The following is a 1,036-nucleotide window of genomic DNA, read 5'->3' on the forward strand; positions in this document are numbered from 1 at the left end:
GCACACACCAGAGCATGGCTGTGGTGTTGGTGGTTCGTGTGCGGCACGGTGACGCCGGTCGGGACGAGTGGTCCTGATGCCTGGTTGTCATTGTGTGTGGTGTGTGAGAACTGGAGAGTGGACGCGAGCATCTTGTTTTTCTTGTTGTTGTTCGAATTTTTTGCCTTTTTGGTTATTCGATTCGTGTTTGTCTAGTGGCGCACGGTGGATGCCTTGGCATGCTGGGCCGATGAAGGACGTGTGAGGCTGCGTTAAGCCTCGGGGAGTTGTCAACTAAGCGTTGATCCGAGGATGTCCGAATGGGGAAACCCGGCCGTCGTTGTTGGCGGTCACCTGCCGGTGAATGTATAGCCGGTGTGGGGGTAAGGCGGGGAAGTGAAACATCTCAGTACCCGTTGGAGAAGAAAACAATTGTGATTCCGTGAGTAGTGGCGAACGAAAGTGGATTTTTGGCTAAACCTGTCGCGTGTGTGACCGTTGCCGGGGTTGCGTGTCAGGGGTTGTGGGCTAAAGACGTGTCGGTGTGGCAACTGCCGGCGGATGGAACGTGTGTGGTAAGCGGAACTGGCTTGGAATGGTCGACCGGAGTAGGTGAGAGTCCTGTACGTGAATGCCATGCGCGCTGTCTTGTTTTTATTGCCCGAGTAGCAGCGGGCTCGTGGAATCTGCTGTGAATCTGCCGGGACCACCCGGTAAGCCTGAATACCCAGTGTGACCGATAGTGGATAGTACCGTGAGGGAATGGTGAAAAGTACCCCGGGAGGGGAGTGAAATAGTTCCTGAAACCGTGCGCTGTCAAGCCGTCAGAGCCCTCTAGGGGGTGATGGCGTGCCTTTTGAAGAATGAGCCTGCGAGTCAGCGGCACGTCGCGAGGTTAACCCGATGGTGGGGTAGTCGTAGCGAAAGCGAGTTTTTATGGGCGTTTAGTGGCGTGTCCTGGACCCGAAGCGGGGTGATCTACCCATGGCCAGTGTGAAGCGACGGTAAGACGTCGTGGAGGCGCGCACCCACTTAGGTTGAAAACTGAGGGGATGAG

Annotated in this window: 1 protein-coding gene and 1 rRNA gene; both read left to right on the forward strand. The window is 56.0% G+C overall.

From position 1 onward, the window contains the following. Positions 1 to 195: hypothetical protein (locus QP119_RS11460; protein ID WP_284776296.1), on the forward strand; the 195-nt coding region annotated here is incomplete at its 5' end. After that, positions 182 to 1,036, forward strand: a 23S ribosomal RNA gene (locus QP119_RS11465); the annotation flags it as partial. The genes QP119_RS11460 and QP119_RS11465, both read left to right, overlap by 14 nt.

This window comes from Corynebacterium frankenforstense (genome assembly GCF_030211955.1).
Lineage (GTDB): Bacteria > Actinomycetota > Actinomycetes > Mycobacteriales > Mycobacteriaceae > Corynebacterium > Corynebacterium frankenforstense_A.